The organism is Streptomyces sp. CG4 (assembly GCF_041080655.1).
Lineage (GTDB): Bacteria > Actinomycetota > Actinomycetes > Streptomycetales > Streptomycetaceae > Streptomyces.
In genome coordinates, this window is sequence record NZ_CP163525.1 from 9545290 (window position 1) to 9560723 (window position 15434).

General features: G+C 68.3%; 19 protein-coding genes and 3 pseudogenes. 13 read left to right on the plus strand and 9 right to left on the minus strand.

Going from position 1 to position 15434, the window contains the following annotated elements; all coding sequences use genetic code 11:
- The first annotated feature begins 159 nt into the window (after positions 1 to 159).
- Positions 160 to 588 (plus strand): helix-turn-helix domain-containing protein, encoded by a 429-nt coding sequence (locus tag AB5L52_RS43995; RefSeq protein WP_351032953.1) that lies wholly within the window; start codon positions 160 to 162, stop codon positions 586 to 588.
- Entirely contained in the window at positions 585 to 1160 is a 576-nt protein-coding gene (locus tag AB5L52_RS44000; RefSeq protein ID WP_369368636.1) for a DUF3592 domain-containing protein, read from the plus strand. The genes AB5L52_RS43995 and AB5L52_RS44000 overlap by 4 nt, the downstream gene beginning before the upstream one ends.
- A 241-nt stretch (positions 1161 to 1401) precedes the next feature.
- Here AB5L52_RS44000 and AB5L52_RS44005 read toward each other — a convergent pair whose 3' ends face one another.
- Positions 1402 to 1977 (minus strand): TetR/AcrR family transcriptional regulator, encoded by a 576-nt coding sequence (locus AB5L52_RS44005; protein ID WP_369368637.1) that lies wholly within the window; start codon positions 1975 to 1977, stop codon positions 1402 to 1404.
- 148 nt (positions 1978 to 2125) lie between these two features.
- Here AB5L52_RS44005 and AB5L52_RS44010 point away from each other — a divergent pair, with 148 nt between their 5' ends.
- Entirely contained in the window at positions 2126 to 2899 is a 774-nt protein-coding gene (locus AB5L52_RS44010; protein WP_369368638.1) for a DUF2306 domain-containing protein, read from the plus strand.
- Positions 2900 to 3059: 160 nt separating this feature from the next.
- Here the strand turns inward: AB5L52_RS44010 and AB5L52_RS44015 are convergent, their stop codons facing one another.
- The gene (locus AB5L52_RS44015; RefSeq protein WP_351766909.1) at positions 3060 to 3185 is read right to left on the minus strand and encodes a hypothetical protein; all 126 of its coding nucleotides are present in this window, start codon (positions 3183 to 3185) and stop codon (positions 3060 to 3062) included.
- Positions 3186 to 4181: 996 nt separating this feature from the next.
- On the opposite strand from AB5L52_RS44015, the pseudogene AB5L52_RS44020 reads away from it, so the two are divergent.
- Positions 4182 to 4652 (plus strand): annotated as a pseudogene (locus tag AB5L52_RS44020) (GTPase RsgA); the annotation flags it as partial.
- 475 nt (positions 4653 to 5127) lie between these two features.
- Here AB5L52_RS44020 and AB5L52_RS44025 read toward each other — a convergent pair.
- Complete coding sequence (locus tag AB5L52_RS44025; protein WP_369368639.1) at positions 5128 to 5970, minus strand: serine protease; 843 nt, start codon at positions 5968 to 5970, stop codon at positions 5128 to 5130.
- A gap of 228 nt (positions 5971 to 6198) precedes the next feature.
- Here AB5L52_RS44025 and AB5L52_RS44030 point away from each other — a divergent pair, with 228 nt between their 5' ends.
- Complete coding sequence (locus AB5L52_RS44030; RefSeq protein ID WP_351578764.1) at positions 6199 to 6453, plus strand: hypothetical protein; 255 nt, start codon at positions 6199 to 6201, stop codon at positions 6451 to 6453.
- Positions 6454 to 7071: 618 nt separating this feature from the next.
- On the opposite strand, the gene AB5L52_RS44035 is transcribed toward AB5L52_RS44030, so the two are convergent.
- A complete protein-coding gene (locus AB5L52_RS44035) occupies positions 7072 to 7314 on the minus strand; it encodes a hypothetical protein (protein WP_369368640.1) in 243 nt (80 codons plus the stop codon).
- A gap of 286 nt (positions 7315 to 7600) precedes the next feature.
- Between AB5L52_RS44035 and AB5L52_RS44040 the strand changes: the two genes are divergently transcribed.
- Both AB5L52_RS44040 and AB5L52_RS44045 read left to right on the plus strand, forming a co-directional pair.
- A complete protein-coding gene (locus AB5L52_RS44040) occupies positions 7601 to 8314 on the plus strand; it encodes a HAMP domain-containing protein (protein WP_369368641.1) in 714 nt (237 codons plus the stop codon).
- Between the two features lie 23 nt (positions 8315 to 8337).
- Positions 8338 to 8607, plus strand: coding sequence for a hypothetical protein (locus AB5L52_RS44045; RefSeq protein WP_369368642.1), 270 nt, complete (start codon positions 8338 to 8340; stop codon positions 8605 to 8607).
- 6 nt (positions 8608 to 8613) lie between these two features.
- Here AB5L52_RS44045 and AB5L52_RS44050 read toward each other — a convergent pair whose 3' ends face one another.
- A complete protein-coding gene (locus tag AB5L52_RS44050; RefSeq protein WP_351578809.1) occupies positions 8614 to 8943 on the minus strand; it encodes an FGGY-family carbohydrate kinase in 330 nt (109 codons plus the stop codon).
- Between the two features lie 15 nt (positions 8944 to 8958).
- On the opposite strand from AB5L52_RS44050, the pseudogene AB5L52_RS44055 reads away from it, so the two are divergent.
- Both AB5L52_RS44055 and AB5L52_RS44060 read left to right on the plus strand, forming a co-directional pair.
- Positions 8959 to 9087 (plus strand): annotated as a pseudogene (locus AB5L52_RS44055) (IS256 family transposase); the annotation flags it as partial.
- Between the two features lie 172 nt (positions 9088 to 9259).
- Positions 9260 to 9496 (plus strand): hypothetical protein, encoded by a 237-nt coding sequence (locus AB5L52_RS44060; RefSeq protein WP_369368643.1) that lies wholly within the window; start codon positions 9260 to 9262, stop codon positions 9494 to 9496.
- A 10-nt stretch (positions 9497 to 9506) separates the two neighbouring features.
- On the opposite strand, the gene AB5L52_RS44065 is transcribed toward AB5L52_RS44060, so the two are convergent.
- Together AB5L52_RS44065 and AB5L52_RS44070 are read right to left on the minus strand one after the other, a co-directional pair.
- Positions 9507 to 10229, minus strand: a complete 723-nt coding sequence (locus tag AB5L52_RS44065; RefSeq protein ID WP_369368644.1) for a dienelactone hydrolase family protein — start codon at positions 10227 to 10229, stop codon at positions 9507 to 9509.
- 711 nt (positions 10230 to 10940) lie between these two features.
- On the minus strand, positions 10941 to 11849 hold the full coding sequence (locus tag AB5L52_RS44070; RefSeq protein WP_351032976.1) for a LysR family transcriptional regulator: 909 nt from the start codon (positions 11847 to 11849) through the stop codon (positions 10941 to 10943).
- A gap of 72 nt (positions 11850 to 11921) precedes the next feature.
- Here AB5L52_RS44070 and AB5L52_RS44075 point away from each other — a divergent pair, with 72 nt between their 5' ends.
- Complete coding sequence (locus AB5L52_RS44075; protein WP_369368645.1) at positions 11922 to 12626, plus strand: carboxymuconolactone decarboxylase family protein; 705 nt, start codon at positions 11922 to 11924, stop codon at positions 12624 to 12626.
- 67 nt (positions 12627 to 12693) lie between these two features.
- Positions 12694 to 13116, plus strand: a complete 423-nt coding sequence (locus tag AB5L52_RS44080; protein WP_369368646.1) for a tautomerase family protein — start codon at positions 12694 to 12696, stop codon at positions 13114 to 13116.
- On the opposite strand, the gene AB5L52_RS44085 is transcribed toward AB5L52_RS44080, so the two are convergent.
- Positions 13058 to 13444 (minus strand): hypothetical protein, encoded by a 387-nt coding sequence (locus AB5L52_RS44085; protein ID WP_369369099.1) that lies wholly within the window; start codon positions 13442 to 13444, stop codon positions 13058 to 13060. The two genes, AB5L52_RS44080 and AB5L52_RS44085, sit on opposite strands and share 59 nt — an antisense overlap.
- A gap of 464 nt (positions 13445 to 13908) precedes the next feature.
- On the opposite strand from AB5L52_RS44085, the gene AB5L52_RS44090 reads away from it, so the two are divergent.
- On the plus strand, positions 13909 to 14229 hold the full coding sequence (locus tag AB5L52_RS44090; RefSeq protein ID WP_369368647.1) for an SHOCT domain-containing protein: 321 nt from the start codon (positions 13909 to 13911) through the stop codon (positions 14227 to 14229).
- 101 nt (positions 14230 to 14330) lie between these two features.
- On the opposite strand, the pseudogene AB5L52_RS44095 reads toward AB5L52_RS44090, so the two are convergent.
- Positions 14331 to 14699, minus strand: a pseudogene (locus tag AB5L52_RS44095) (IS256 family transposase); the annotation flags it as partial.
- A 79-nt stretch (positions 14700 to 14778) separates the two neighbouring features.
- Here AB5L52_RS44095 and AB5L52_RS44100 point away from each other — a divergent pair.
- Entirely contained in the window at positions 14779 to 15420 is a 642-nt protein-coding gene (locus AB5L52_RS44100) for a hypothetical protein (RefSeq protein ID WP_369368648.1), read from the plus strand.
- Positions 15421 to 15434: the final 14 nt, after the last annotated feature.

Sequence of the window (15434 nt, forward strand, 5' to 3'; positions counted from 1 at the left end):
CGTCAACTCGGTGACGCGAGGCGGAAGGTAGCTTGAGAGCAAGCCCGTGTACCCGGACACCGGAATCACGATCCCTTGTTCGTCTGGACGGATTACTGAGCTCTTCGGGTTGTTGTCGGGTGTGATGACGTGTAGTGATCCCTGCGGTGGGCCGGTGGTATGCGGTTCGCGCAGGGTGGTGGGCTGACCGCGGAGCGGCGGCGGTTTCGCGAGCGGATCCGATACGAGGCCGGTGAACGGTTCGCTCGTGGCGAGAGAACCACGGTGATCGCGAAGGACCTGCGGGTCAGTGAGCGGTCGGTGGAACGCCGGCGTCGTGCCTGGCGGGAGGGCGGAATGGCCGCGCTCGCCTCCGCTGGGCCGCCGAAACTGCCCAAGCTTTCCGACGAGCAGTGTGCCGAGCTGGAGAAGGAGCTGGCGCGGGAGCCGGCCGCCGCATGGTTGGGAGGACCAGCGTTGGACCCTGGCCCGGATCAGGGTTTTGAGCACAGGGCCGCGGTGCCAGGGCGGTTCGGCCGCCGCCGCGCTCGTAGCGGTGTCGGTGGTCCTGCCGCCTGGACGTGGCTGGCAGGACCGTCCCGCAGATGATCCGGCGTTCCGGGAGCCGGGTCATCTGGTGTTGCAGCCGGTCCTCAGGGTGCTGTGGCTCCTCGACTTCGGGGACTCGGCGTGCCGGACGGAACGGGAAGGGCGGTCGGTGTCGAACGGAACTACGGGCGCGGTGCTGTGTGCTTCGGCGGCCGCGCCGCTTTTCGGCTTCGCGTGGCGGGAGACGGCTGTGGTGCGGCGGCTTCGGCGGGACGGCATTCACACGCGAAGCGTCGTGGTCGACAACACGCAGGTCATCGAGGACGACGGGCACATCTGGGTGCCGGTGCATCGCCTTCCACGACCAGCAGGGACACCGCGTGGAGTTCTCACCCCGGATGCGCGGGAGCGGGATGGGCCTGGAGACCGGGCGTGGGGTTCCGGTGCTGTATGAAGGTCGGCGCCCTCAGACGGCACGGGTGCAGATGTGGCGGTACATGATGGGGACGGCGGTGTCCCTGCTGTTGGGCGGGATGGCCTTCATCGGGGCCGGCGCACTGATCGGAAGTGACCACTTCATCCAGGCGGCAGCCCACGGTGCTGCTGCGAGCGGCCCCGACCGTTTCTCGTGACTTCCTTCATCTACGGCCGAGAAGGCCCTGCCGAACCAGGGCCGTCGAGCCCCCCCGAATCGCTGTCAGCGTCCGAGGCGGGCACGTGCCCCCTTCTATCTGGAGCTTGCCGATCAGGTGTAACCGGGCTTTTCCCCGTCGCTCCGGGAGATGCGAGAAGGAAAATCCGCTATCGAGAAGGCCTTCCGCGCGCCGAGTGCCGAATCCGATTCCCCCCGGTCAGCGTGTTCAACGTGGGTGTCTACAACCCCAGGAGTGCTGACAGTGTGTGGGCGGCAAGGTCCTCCGGGGGTTCGTCCATGCCGAACCGCTGGTGGGGCTGTCGCAGGCTGAGCACCGCAAGGCCGTGCAGCGCGGCCCAGATGGATCTGGCCATCAGCTCCGGCGACGGGTGAGTGGAGATGAGATCGGCCGCTTGGGCGTCGATGACGCTCCGCAGGAGGATGTTGAAGGAGTCGACACCGACTGGGCTGGGGCTCGGCCGCCCGCGGAACATGGTCACGAACAGGTCGGGGTGGTCGTGCGCGAAGCGCACGTACGCCCCGCCCAGGCGCAGGAGTCGCTCGCGCACGTCGTCGGTGCTCGCCGCGGTCCGGTCAAGAGTCTGGTGCAGCGTGGCGTACCCCTGGTCGGCCACCGCTGCCAGCAGGTCGTCCTTGCTCTCGAAGTGGCGGTAGGGGGCTGCGGTACTCACGCCGGCGCGGCGGGCGACCTCGTTGAGGCTGAACTGGTCGTGTCCGCGTTCGGCGAGGATCTCGCGGGCTCCGTCGATCAACGCCTGCCGCAGTGCGCCGTGGTGGTACGTCGCGCGTGACATCAGCTGATACCCCACGGGTGCGGTCGGAGGTTGGGCATTCGCACCAGGAGGCGGAAAGTCAGGGCCGAATCCATGTTGATGATTCTAACATTGCTGCTATGTTAGAGGCATTCACATTGAAGTGGCTCGGTGACGCCAAGGAGTTCGTATGACCGCCGTCGCACCTCCCGTGCAGATCGGGCAGCTTCCCCGCAAGCGCCGGGGCCGGTGGAGCTGGGCCTGGGTCGCGCTGTCCTCGCTCGCGGTCGCCGGGTACTTCACGGGCCAGTACGCCCAGGGCACCCTCGACTCCCTCGCGCACCAGCACGTCGGGCTCGCGGAGGACTACGCATCGCGGGCCTGGCCGATCCAGCTGGCCTTCTACCTCCACATCACCTCCGCCGGGCTCTCCCTGGCACTGGGCCCATGGCAGTTCTCCAGGCGGCTGCGCAGTCGACACCCGCTGGTGCACCGCGCCGTGGGCCGCATCTACTTGGCCAGCGTCGCGATCGGCTCTGTCTCCGCCCTCGTGATGTCGTTGTTCAGCTCGGTCGGACTGCTGGGCTTCTTCGGCTTCGGCTCACTCGCGGTGCTGTGGGGATGGACGGCATGGCGCGGCTACCGAGCCATCCGTGGGCGCGACATACCCGGCCACCAGGCATGGATGATCCGTAATTTCGCCCTCACCTACGCCGCGGTCACCCTGCGATCGTGGTTCGGCGCATTGATCCTCGCCCAGATTCCCTTCGTCCACGGCACGGACCCCTTCCCTGCCATCCTGCGAGAGGCCTACGCACCGCTGCCCTTCCTGTGCTGGCTTCCCAACATCGTCATCGCGGAGTTCATGATCCGACGCCGCGGTCTGCCCGCGCTCCGGATCACCACACGTCCGGAGGCTCGACCCGCCAGGCCGGCTGGCTGGGCGACGGCCGACAGTGCCTGATTCGAGCCGTGAATGACCGCGCGGCCGGAGAGCGGACGGCTGCAGTCCTGCCCGATGAGTGACAACCACGCCTGCACGATCCGGGACAAGTCGTGAGCTTCTACACCGTCAAGAACCTTGCCTCGTACGCCTATCTCGCCACCGTCGAGGCTGGTGCCGCCTAGACGGGTGTGGCGCTGTCGCGCTGATCCTGCCCGGAGCTGGCCGCCAAGCTGGCCGCACGCGGGATCACCGACACCGTCTCCGCGTCCTCGGTGCGCCGCTGGCTGCGCGAGGACGTACTCAAGCCCTGGCGGTACCGGTCCTGGATCTTCATCCGCGACCCGGACTTCCGCGCCAAAGCCCGGCGTGTCCTTGACCTATACGCCCGTACGTTCGAGGGTGCCCCGCTCGGGCCGGACGAGTACGTCGTCTCCAGCGGCGAGAAGACCGCTCCAAGCACCGTAAACACGGGCTGCCTGGCGCTTACGTCAGCACCCCAGTGCTGACGCGTCAGCACTGGAAAACAGAAAAAACACCCCTCTGATTGCGTTGCCGCAGGTCAGGGGGCATTTATCAGGTGGAGCCTAGGGGAGTCGAACCCCTGGCATTCACCCGCCCGAAGAAGCCGAACCCGGAAAGGGCCGAGGTGGACGTGCCTCTGCCATCACTCGCTGAAGTACCCATACTCGTCAGGGTTCTTCGCACGGTCCGTAGCCTGCGCACAAGCCTCGACGAACGCGACGGCATCCTCGTCCGTCCTCCGGACCTGAGGCTCAACCTCCTGGCCAGGGCGTCGAGCGGTGTGCCATCGCACCGGCAGGTCCGTGTAGAGCTCGGTCTCGAACTCCCAGGCTGGTACGCACCATTGTGCAGGGCGGTCGATGTTGAGCCCTTCGCCACTGGGCAGGAACATGGCGTGGGCGTGCTGCTCGATCCGGCGGCCGGGCATGCGATCTCGGATGGCCCGGATACCGACGGGCGGAAGATCGTCGGCGCATGGGGCTGCCGAGCCCGTCGTCCACCGGAGGCGGCCTGGTCGTCTTCCTCGAGGAACGACGCGGGAAATTCTTTGGTGCCGCAGAGCCAGCCCCTCTAAGGTGGGGCTTGCTCCTCGCGGTGGCCGCCGGCTGCCGCGGTCAGTCGTGTGGAGAACGGGAGGTGTGACCGATGGCTGTCTCTGTGATGGGCGCTGCCTGCATCCGGAAGTTCATCCATTCCACCTCCGTGGTCTCCGGCTGACCTCACTCTTCTCCCGCGCCAGTGAGCGCGGTGCCGGGGCCACCCTTGTGAAGGGTTCTCCTTGTCTTTCTCTTCTTCCGCGGGTTCGTCCTCATTTTCCTCGCTTCCTCTCGTGCCGTACGGCTGGGGCGAGGGATGGGAAGCGGAGTTCGTTCCGCATGCCGAGCAGGGTCTCCTGCCCGGTCGTGTCGTACGCGTCGACCGCGGCCAGTGTGACGTCGTCACCCCGGCCGGCATCGTCCGTGCCGACACCGAGTTCGTCGTCCCCCGCGACCCCATGAAGGTCGTGTGCACGGGAGACTGGGTCGCCGTCGACCCCGAAGGCAGCGACCCGCGGTACGTGCGGACTCTGCTGCCGCGCCGTACCGCCTCCCTGCGGTCGACGTCGTCCAAGCGTTCCGACGGACAGGTGCTGGCCACTAACATCGATTACGTCGTCATCTGTGTGTCGCTCGCGGCCGAACTGGACCTCGGGCGGATCGAGCGGTTCCTGGCCCTGGCCATGTCCTGTTCGAGCGGTGAGGCACTGCTGCATGAGTCGGCGCTCTCCTGGGAGAGCAGATGGACGTGGCGAGTCTCCGCAGGAACTGATCGACGAGACGGTCGTCTCTCGCTACGGCGTCTTCACCAGCCACAAGGACGTCCCCTCAGCGCACGCACAACGTGGCGTGGAGGACGGTCCGGCGGGCTGTGGACGGGCAGTGGCCGCAACCGGGGAAGAAGCAGCCGCGCAACGAGCCGAGGCTCGATCACTACGCTGGAGAAGGTCTCGATTGTCAGCACTGATCGCGTCGCCGTGCGCGCCAGCAGTACATGGATCGGTCGATCCCCGAGTTCATCGGCATCCCGGCTCCGGCCGCGAGGTGCTGGACCACTGCCTGTGCCGACTACGTCTTGGGTAACGATGCCCCGCCCCTCGCAGTCACCCCACTGCCCTCATCAGACCTTGACATCAAGCCCTGAAGGGAACGCCCTGGCGCTGCGCTCGCCAGGGCGTTCCGCACGTGTTACGGCTTCGGGAGGGCGCAATTCGGCAGGGTGAGGTCTATCTGGTTGCCGGAGCCCACGCAGGAGGCGATCAGGTATGTCTCCTCGGCGTAGCCGATGCCCTGGTGGATGGTGACGTTGCCGTTCTGGTCCACCTCACAGGGGTTGTTCAGGGTGCACTGCTCGCCGTTCTCGTTGGTCGTGTTGTTGACCGCCACCACTTGGCCCGTCGAGGTGTCTATGACCGGTGAGCCCGAAGTACCGCCGATCACATGGCAGTCCGGGGTGTACCGGACCGAGTCCTTCCAGGTCCAGTCGGCCTCCTTGACCTCGTAGGCGAAGCCGTCCATCGCACAGGAGTAGGTGGACTGCCAGTACCCGGAGACCACCTCGATGTTGTCCCCCTGTACCGGGTGGGTGGTGGCCAGCGGCAGCGCGTCGATCTGGTACTGCCGGCGGATCTGGGCGTAGGTGCTGCTCAGTTGGTACAGCGTAATGTCGGTGTCGGTCATCGTCGCGTACAGCACCTTGGTGGCTTGCAATGTGCCGACCTGGTTTGCGTTGGCGTCCAGCAGCGTGAACGTCCGGCTGGACGGCTGGTCGGTGATGACCTGCCCCGCGGCGGGCATTCCGCTCTCCAGGCAGTGCCCGTTGGTCATGACCATCGCCGGTTCGTCGTCCGTCGCAGTAGGAGTCCGTATGACGGACCCGGAGCAGTCGTCCAACGCCACGGTCCCGGCGAAGCTGACCTGCGCGTCCGCGGGCCTTGCCGCGGCCTCGGCCGGTGCGGCGGTCGCGCCGAGCAGCGTGACGACGGCGAGACATCCGGCCGACAAAGCGGCGATGAGAGAAGGTCTGTTCATGTGGGGGGGGATCCTCTCCGTACCGGAGCACTTCCGGATTTGGCATGCTCATTGTCGGATGGTGGAGCCGAGAAGAGAACCCCTCCGGTCGCCGGCGAGGCCCGCCGGGTGCTGGACGAAGCGTGGCCGGCAGCCCTGACCTGGCCGAGCGCGCCGGCTGGGAGGCCGGGCACGAGGCGGCGTACGGGGCGGCCGCGGCCGACTTCAACGGCCGATACATCTCCGCCTGTGCCGAGCATCGACCTCGTCGACACTGCCACGGATCTCGTCCTGCCGGAGTCCGGTGCGCCCTCGATGATCCGTGACCTTGTCGGGCCGAGCGGTGCGGTCGATCAAGGCGTGCATCACCTGTGCTCCTTGCTGCACCTGCATGGCAGCGGGCGGGAGATCGGGCTCGATGGCAACCTCACCGCGTGGGCCCTGGCGAGTGCTTGGCGTGGTATGTCCTTGTACACGTTTCACGGGCCGGTGGTCGTGACGTGACCGGACCTGCCTCAGCCGGGGATATCACCACGCTGGACGAGGATCTGACGCCGTATACGCACGCGGTTGCGCGGACGGTGCGGGAAACGCTGGGGGAGTGGCGGGCGCGGCCGCCCGCGTCGAACGAGGCGGCTATCAGTGAGCTGCTCGCCTACGCCGCTCGGGACATGGCATGCAGACGGTGGGCTGCACTGCTCAGCTTGTTCTTTATGGTCTGAGTAGGTTTCGTTCGGAGGCCGCTTGCGGATCCGCTCCGGTCGGCCGCCGGGGGCGGTCCGCACCGCCTGGTGGTCGATGCGGTCGAGCGTGGCCGGGTCGCGGCGTCGTATTCCTCGGGCCGGGCCGGCGTGGTGGTGGACGGGAGCGCACGGGTACCTGCCGGGGCGTGCTTCAGTTGTTCGTGACTGCTCCGACACGACCGAGCGTTCACCCAGCATCGCGCTGACGGTCGAGGCTGGGGACCTCGATCATCAGGTCGAAGCGCCGATGAAGGGCCGCCGCTTCTCGGCCCGGTCCCACGCCTACTCCTCGTCATAGAGGACCAGGGCGCGGACGGTAGGAGCCTGCGCCCCTGGAACGCCGTCGCGTCACGGGCGAGGACGAGGTGGCCCCGGTTGCCTATTCGCCAATGCCCAGGCAGAACGGGAGCTGGACGGTGAGGACGCAGTTCTCGTTGTCTCTGTGGATGCCGGTCGGGCTGGTCGCGGCAGCCGTCGCCTGTGTGGTGGCGCGTGAGGTGAGCGGCGCGGCCGCAGCGGACGCAGCCGTCGCCGCCCCTGCCGCGAGAGCAAAGGCCAAGGCAGCACCAGCTGTGAATGTTTGCAGAATGACTTTCTTAGACCGGTCCATCTGTGTATGCATGGGGATACCTTGCACACCGCTGCGCGACATGTCACCTTGAGCGCAGCACATGGAGCAGCCGCCGGCAAACGCATCACCGCCTACACCACTCGGCGGCAACACAGTGATGTTTTGGTGATCTCTAGTCGGCCCCTTGAGCGGTCCGGGGGCACCCGCATCGACAGACCGGGCGCAGGTTCCGGCCGCGCCGCGCGGATAGCCCACCGGTTCCGGGGACCCGCACTGGTACGCATCCCGGCACTGACGCCGGCACATGCACGCCGTTTTCCGGTGGCGGAACCTGAAGTTGACGTTGGTCGTTGGGGTCTGTGACGGGTGCGCCCCGTGGACGGGAGCGGGACGATCGAGCACGGCGTACGTCATCGGACTGGCGTACGCCGCGCGCGCGACCGTCACCCGGCAACCCGTGCGGGCCACCTACCTCCAGGACCCCGACGGCCGCAACGGACCGGTGACGTGGGCTGCGTCGCGGAGCGGCGGCGACATCCTCGCCATACGTCGCTCCTACGCCCCGCAAGCACGAGCCCTGAAGGCGCTGGACCACGAGCTGATCGGCGCGGGTGCGGCCGCCGTCGCGCTGGGCTGCGGTCTGGGCATCGTCGTGGCGGCCGCCGCCGGGCGGCGCATCGGCGCGTCGGCGCGGACCACGCAGCAGATCGCGGGCGGCGACCTGACGGCACGCGTCGAGCCCAGAGGGAAGGACGAGATCGCACGGATGAGGAACGCGGTCAACATCATGGCCGACGCCCTGAACGCCCGGCTGGAGGCCGAACGGCGGGTTACCGCCGACATCGCCCACGAGCTGCGCACACCCGTGGCCGGCCTGGTGACAGCCGTCGGGCTACTGCCACCCGACCGGCCGAACTGGTCAGCGGAGGCGGGCACCATCTGCGCCGGTTGGTCGAGGACGTGCTGGAAGTGGCACGGTTGGACGTGCCGGGTATCGAGCAAGCCCAGCGGGAGCAGGTGCGCCTGGGCGAGCTGGCACACCGGGCGGTAGCCGCCACGGGCAAGGAGGTGGACGTGCAGGTGCACAGGGACGCGGTGGTGGAGACCGACCCGCGCCGGGTCGAAAGGATCCTGACCAACCTCGTCACCAACGCCCACAAGCACGGCGCCGCTCCGGTGGCATGGAGGTCGACGGCACCGCCGTACACGTGTCCGACCCCGGCTCCGGCTTCCCCGCCGACCTTCTGGCGGAAGGCCCGCAGCGCTTCCGTACCGGAGCGCGGGAGCGTGGCACCGGCACCGGCACCGGCATTGGTCTGGGCCTGGGCCTGGGCCTGGGCCTGACCATCGTCATGGGCCAGGCCCACGTCCTGGGCGCCCGGGTGTCCTATCCAGACAGCCCTGGCGAATTCGTTCGCCGGTCGAGGCGTCGGTGCCGACGGGGATCGTTGCGGGAAGCGGGAAGCGGCCAGTGCGGGGCTCCCGAGTACTGGTCAGTGCCCAGGCCGCCTGGCGGGCAGCGCACAAGGCGACGTATTCGTCGGGTTCGGGGACGGTGACAGGTGCGCCGAAGACCTCGGCCGCGATCTCGCCGACCACAGGGGCTTTGGTAGCGCCTTTGATGATGAGGATCCGGCGGATGTCGTTGTCCTGCCGCAGTTCGTCGAGGGCCTCGGCCATGCCGCACAGCCCGCAGTGAAGAAGGCGCTGCAAGATATCTGCAACGCCGAGGACCGTGAACACGCCGAGCAGGCGATTCGGGCGCTCGCCAAGCGCTACCAAGCGAGGTTCCCCAAAGCCGTGGTGAAGGTTACCGACGACCAGGAGCAGCTGCTGGCGTTCTACGACTTTCTCGCCGAGCACTGGATCCATCTGCGGACGACGTCTCATGGCGATGGCCACGTCCCTGTCTCAGGAACGTGGCCATTTCCCAGATCCCGGCCTGGGGCCAGCTGTTGGGTGAGGAGGAGGTGGCTGGCCACAGGGACCGGCCTGGGTGCTGGGTCAGGCGGTGACGGAGACGGGGCTGAGGTGGTGCCTCACAGCGTGGGCCCAGCTGATGGTGGCGCTGGTGGCCGAGCGCCGCCCCGACCGGCCGGTACCGCCGATGGCCGGTACCGCCGCGATCGGGGCGGTTGCGCAGCTGCCGGCCAACGCCATCGAGGAGGGCCGGCACCTGTCCTCGATGAGCGGCCTCCTGGCCGGTACCGCCTACCCTCTGCTGCCCGCCTGACGGCCCGGCCTCACTTCAGGTGCCGGCCGAAGAACCGGTCCCCGTCCTCCACCTCGAACCACGGGGTACCGGTGTGCCCGCCCAGATTGGCGTGCAGCGTCTTCTCCTTGGTGCCGAAGGCGTCGAACAGGTCCAGGGCTCGCTGCCGGGGGTTCCCTTCGTCGTCCCATTGCAGCAGGAACAGCAGCGGAACGGTGACCTGCCGAGCCTCCTCGCGCTGGGCGCGGGGCACGTAGCCCCCGGCGAAGAAGCCGGCGGCCGTGATGCGCGGCTCGACCACTGCCAGCCGAATGCCGACGGCGGTCCACCCCGAGTACCCGACGGGCCCGCCGATCTCGGGCAGCGAAAGGAGGGCGTCCAAGGTGGTCCGCCACTCCGGGACCGCCTTTTCGACCAGCGGGCCGACGAAGGACTCGAGGATCTCGTCGACCGGCTCGCCGGCTTGCATCGCCAGGCGGAGATCGGCGCGGGCCTGCTCATCGGCGGCGGAACGAGGCCGGTCACCGCACCCGGGTGCGTCGATGGTGGCCACCGCGTAGCCGTACGCCGCGGATTGCCGGGCCCGGGCTACGAGCCGGGGTTCCCCTTTGGGCAGGCCGTTGTTGTGGGCCATCAGGATCAGCTGGGCCGGAGCGTCGGATTCAGGCGTCCACAGGGTGCCGGGGATCTCGCCGAGGGTGAATTCGCGTTCGAGGACGCCGTCGTCGAGGCGCTGCTCAGAAGTGAAATGCATGGTCGTGCCTTTCGGGAGTGCTCTGGAACGGCGCTCCCGGACGACCTGCCTATCGTCCGACCGTGACCCCGGAGGGGAGCACCCATGTCAATACGTTCACGGGTACCACCTCCTCGTTCTCTCTCACGGCCTCCGGAAAGCTAGCAGTGGTCGCCGTGGTCCGCCAACGGGTTTTCTCGGAGGATCCGTGGCCGGATTGCCACGGAGTCCCTCGCCTCAAGGCTCACCGACCTGCGCAATGCACTGGCCGGGGTGGCGATGATCCGGCGAACCGAGAGGCGGGCCGGCCTGGCTGAGCCCCCGACGTCCTGGACCTCTACTACACCTTCCCGCCCTCGTGGCGCGTACGGCACGAACTCGAAGGGGGTGCGGCTCTCCTCCAAGGAGCCCTGAGCTGCTGACAGATCATCACGCGGAGCCGACCAGGGCGGTCACTCCGGAAGAGCCACACCCAACCTGATTCGTGTTACTAGCAAAGGGGTCCCTGTTGCGATGACCGGCGGGTGGGTTACAGCGACGCGGCGCCGTCCGCCCTGTGGGGCTCTGGTGACAAGCCCTGGCGGCCAGGGGGCCGGCCCACAGGGCTTGTCAGGTGGCAGGGAGGCCCGGCCGGTCAGTGGGCCAGGGCGGCGTCCCTGCCGTCCCTGAGTGCCGGAAGATCTTGCGAGACCGCCTGAGGCACCGCGCTTCGAGCTCTTCGCGGCCCGACTGTCAGCCGGCGAGATCGGCGGCGTGCTGGCGGAGGGCGTGAACCAGGGCGTCCACCGGTGGGGCGGTAGGGCCAGGAAGTCGCACCAGGCTGACGCGGCGCCGCTCCTCGGGGAGGTCGGCGACCGTGACGAGCCGGACGCCGGGCGGGGTCGCGGATTTCAGCGTGGCGGGGACCGTCGTGACACCGACCCCGGCCGCGACCAAATGCAGTTTCGTCAGCCAGTCGCGGCTGGCGTGCTGGACCCGGGGTCGGCCGGGAAGGCCTGGCCAGACGCCGAGCAGGGGCTCACCGGTGCCGGACGCGCTGGCGATCCACAGCTCGTCGGCGAGTTCCTGGGCTGTGGCGCAGACCCGGTCGGCGAAGCGGCCGTCGGCCGGCACCGCCAGGACCAGGCGGTCCTCCAGCAGCGGTTCGGCGTGGAGGGGCGGGTCGTCGGTGTCGGGAGAACGGTGCGGCGGCCGCGAGGACAGCAGGGCGAGGTCGAGGGTACCGGCGCGCAGGGCCCTCACCAGAGATGGGGTGGTCCCCTCCCGGGTGGCGACCTGGACGCGGGGACGCTCCCGGCGCAGGGTCGCCAAGGCGTGGGCCACCAGCACCGGTCCGGCGGTGGGGAAGTAGCCGAGCCGCACACGACCCGAGTCATCCTCCGCGCCGCGTAGTTCGCGATCGGCCGCGTTCAACGCGTCCAGCGCGGTCACGGCGTGGCGGAGCAAGGCCCGGCCCGCCGCGGTCAGTCGCACGCCGCCCGGAAAGCGGTCGAACAGGCGGCCGCCAACGGCCTGCTCCAAGCCGGCCACCTGCCGGGAGACCGCCGACTGCGTGTAGCCCAACTCCTGGGCTGCCGCCGTGAAGGTGCCCCGCTCGGCCACCTCGCGGAGCACCCGCAGACCGACCACCGTGATGTCCATGAGTAACGAGCATATCCACTATGCATGACATTCGTTGGCAGCATGGCTGTGCGCGCTTCTACCGTGGCTGGCATGAGCGAAGAATCCGTCACCGAATCCACCGAATCCACCGAATCCACCGAATCCACCGAATCCACCGAATCCACCGAATCCATCGAAGCCACCGAAGTTGCCGGGGCCGAAGTTGCTGGTCGAGGCGGTCGGCTGCCCCTCCTGCCCCCCGACGCCCTCGATGAGGAGCAGCGGGCCCTCTACGCCGGAGTGCGGGCCACGCGCTTGCTCGCCGCGGACGACGCGGGGTACACCGCCATGCTCCCCGACGGACGACTGCTCGGTCCGTTCAACGTGATGCTGCGCGCACCGCGCATCGCTCGACCGCTACTGGAATGGGCCCAGGCGATCGCCGGATCCGGGCTCGCGGCCGATGTCCGCGAGGCGGTGATCCTCACCGTCGCCGCCCACTGGCGCGCCGACTACGCGCTCTACGCCCACACCGCGGGAGCAGTACGCGCGGGCGTGCCCGAGGCCGCGATCGGGGCACTTCGAGCGGGCGGAACGCCGCACGGTCTGCGTGACGAGGCGGACATCGCCCACCGTGTGACCGCCGCTCTCGTCCGCGACCACCGGGTTCCGGACGACCTCTACGACGAGGCGGTGGCCGTGTTCGGTACGGAATCACTGGTTGCTCTCGTCAATCTCGTCGGCCAGTACCTCAACACCAGCGCGTTGTTGGCCCTCTTCGAGGTTCCCGTCCCTGTCCTGGAGCCCGCTGCCTGACCGCACCCTGCAGCAATCCCGCACCGCACCGATCCCGCACACCGCACCGGAATGAGATGAGGACACCATGCCGCTGATCAACGTCTACCTGCGCCAGGGCACCACTCCCGAGTACCGCCGTGACGTCTCCTCTGCCCTGCACAAGGCCATGGTCGACGTCCTGAAGGTCCCCCAGGACGACCAGTTCCACGTCTTTCACGAGGTCACGCCCGACAACTTCGTCATGCAGCCGGTCGTGTTCGGCCTGCCGCGAGGCGAGCGAGCCATGTTCATCGAGCTGTCCTTCAATCAGCGCACCGCCGAGCAGAAGAAGGAGTTGTTCCGTGCGATCGTCGACGACCTCGGGCGGTTCGCGGGCGTCCCTGAGGAGGACGTGATGATCGTGGTGTTTGAGACGGCCCGCGAGAACTGGTGGGCCGCCGGCCGCGTGATCAATCCCGACACCGGCTACGACGCCCGCATGACCGACGTCGGGAGCAGTTCGAGTTGAGTGCGTGCTCGTCATGAGGTGAGGATGAGTTCGTCCTGTTAGCGGAACTGGTGGACGCGTTGGTGCTCGCGGTCGAGGTGTCAGGCGAAGGGGGCTCGAAGTCGCCGTTGGCGATCAGGGCGCGGAGTTTCAGGACGGACTCGGCTCCTTCGAGTCCCCAACGGCCGCCGGTGATGTCGAGGCGGTCCTCGACCAGGTGGCGGCAGGCGCCCTCGAAGATGCCGGTGGCGATCGGCCAGCCCGCGGCCAGGACGGTGTCGTAGCACAGGTACGGGGCCTTGCCGTCGAGGTAGCCGCAGACCTTCTCGACCGTCTGTCGCTTCTCCAAGGCGAGTCGGGCGGCGTCGGCGTCGGTCCGCGGGTCGCGGATCAGCCCTTCCTCTGGAACGTCGTGAGGACGAACGAGGCTCAGGACATCGACGTGACCGTCGCCTACGAGGCCGCGAACGACCCTCTGGTGGCCTGGTCGGCCGAGCGCGCCCGTGCCCGGGCGAAGGCTGAGGAGGACCGGGCCGCAAAGGAACACGCGGCGGAACAGCAACGCATCGCCCGGCTCGCCCGCAAGGTCGGCCCGGAGGCCGCAGCCCGCGAGGACATCATGGCCGCCGGGCTCGCCTCGGCCACGGGTGACCGGTGCTGGCTCGAACTCAAGCGATTGCCCGGCCTACTCCTCGGCGGGGAGCAGGTGTTCGTCGTGGCGGGTGTGACCTCGGCAGTGACGACGGCGCGGTCGTCCTCACGAACCAGCGGCTCATTTTCGTCCACACAAAGTTCTCCGGAGACGAGTTGTCCGTGCTCCAGCTCGGGGAGATCAGGGCGGTGGCCGTCAACCAGAAAATCACCCAGGGCGTCCTGCAAGTGGAGACCCTGCGGGGTCTCGTCGTCGAGTTCGAAGGCCTCAAGGGGGAGGACCTGGCACGGCTCGACGAGGCGCTGCGCCTGGCCCTCGGCTCTCTCGGGCGCGCCGCCCCGGCCCCGGCCCCGTTCAACGCCCCGGCCGTGCCCCAGGACGTCCTCGATCAGATAGCCAGGCTCGGCGAGCTGCATGCGGCCGGCGTCCTCACCACCGCTGAGTTCGCGCAGAAGAAGCAGCAGCTACTCGATCGGCTGTGAGAGCTGCCAAATGGCGCGGCGGCGTGTCGTCCGCCGCTGCCTCGGTCAGGTCAAGCGACTACCTCGGGCGAGACCATGTGGACTGCCTCATCCGGGTCCAGCCCGAGGAACTGCTCCAGCGCCGGGACGAAGTCCCCGAGGACAGCCCGTGCAGGTACAGCAGCAGTACCTCGGAAACCTTCGGCGACTTGCGGCACCACGGCGGCAGGATCTTGGAGGAGAACCGCATCCGCTCGCCAGTCGCCGCATCGACGCGCTTGTCGTGCACCGGCGGGGCATTGAACTCGACCGGGCCGGTGGCGGTGGCGGTGGCCACGGTGCGGGCCTGATGGAGGCCATTGCGGACTCCCCAGTCGCCCGCCGGCCTTGTCCGTCTCAGCCGCCAACTCGGCTATGTACTGGTTGACTTCGGTCTCCGGCGCGGCGGCGAGCATCCGCCCAGCGCCCTCGCGCACGATCTCGTCGATCAGGGAGCCGGACTCGGTACTGCCGTCGGTGACGGGCTGCTGCTCTTCTCTGAGCTACAAGTTCAAGCAGTACGTTGTGCTGATGACCGATTCTGTTCCGCCCGGCGGCGCTGTCCTTGATGCGGACGAACTGGATGCTCGGTGGGCGGATGCTTGGCGGCCGGAGCGGGTCGCGGATCGGTTGGCTGGGGTCAGTACGCCCTGGTGCATCGTGGCAGGGTGGGCGCTGGATTTGTTCCGTGGACGGCAGTCGCGGCCCCACGGTGATCTGGAGATCGCGGTGCCCGCGGCGGGGTTCACAGAGATTCGAGACCGCTTCCCCGAGTACGTGCTTGACGCGGTGGGCTCGGGACGGGTCTGGGCGAGGGCAGGAGCTGAGGTGCTCGCGGCCACGCACCAGACCTGGCTGCGGGATCCGGTGAGCGGTCAGTTCCTGCTCGACGTTTTCCGTGAATCGCACGACGGCGGGACATGGATCTGCCGGCGGGACGAGAGCCTGCGGCTGCCGTACGACGCGATCATCGAGCGGACTGCGGACGGCATCCCTTATCTGGTGCCGGAGCTGGTGCTGTTGTTCAAAGCGAAGGTGCCACGGCCCAAGGATGATGCGGACTTCGAGGGGGTCCTGCCGATGCTGAGCCAGGCGCGGCGCGATGTTCTCACAGGGTGGCTGACGCGCGTGCACCCCGGACATCCCTGGGTGGAGAAGCTGGCGAGGCGATGACGCAGGCTCTGCCT